The organism is Dellaglioa sp. CoH-57-MRSF-22 (genome assembly GCF_056781895.1).
On record NZ_JBXAXT010000168.1, the window covers coordinates 1 to 309 of the forward strand.

The window sequence follows — 309 nt, forward strand, 5'->3', positions numbered from 1 at the left end:
CGCTGAGCAGCTTAGGCTTCTTGCCCTGAATGCCATCGTAGTACTGCTGAAGAGCCTGCATGATATTCGCGAGTTCGCGCATATCTGAATTGCTGGCCTTCACCACCTGCTTGATGATCGAGCGCTCGTCATCCAGCACGTAGTCCATGCCCTCGCCTTTGGCGATACGCAGGGCCTGTTTGCCGAGTGAGCTGGTGGTGGGCGTTTCCAGCTGGAACTGCGTGCAGCGCTTCAGGATCGCGCGGCCGACAGTAGAGGACTGGAATTTTTCCGGCTCCATCGAACAGATGATCCACGTCGTATCCTTGG

Annotated in this window: 1 protein-coding gene; it reads right to left on the bottom strand. The window is 57.0% G+C overall.

Annotated features, from left to right (window positions below; translation table 11 throughout):
* On the bottom strand, positions 1–309 hold a 309-nt coding region (locus AC1RPR_RS08665; protein ID WP_481763546.1), incomplete at both ends, for a hypothetical protein.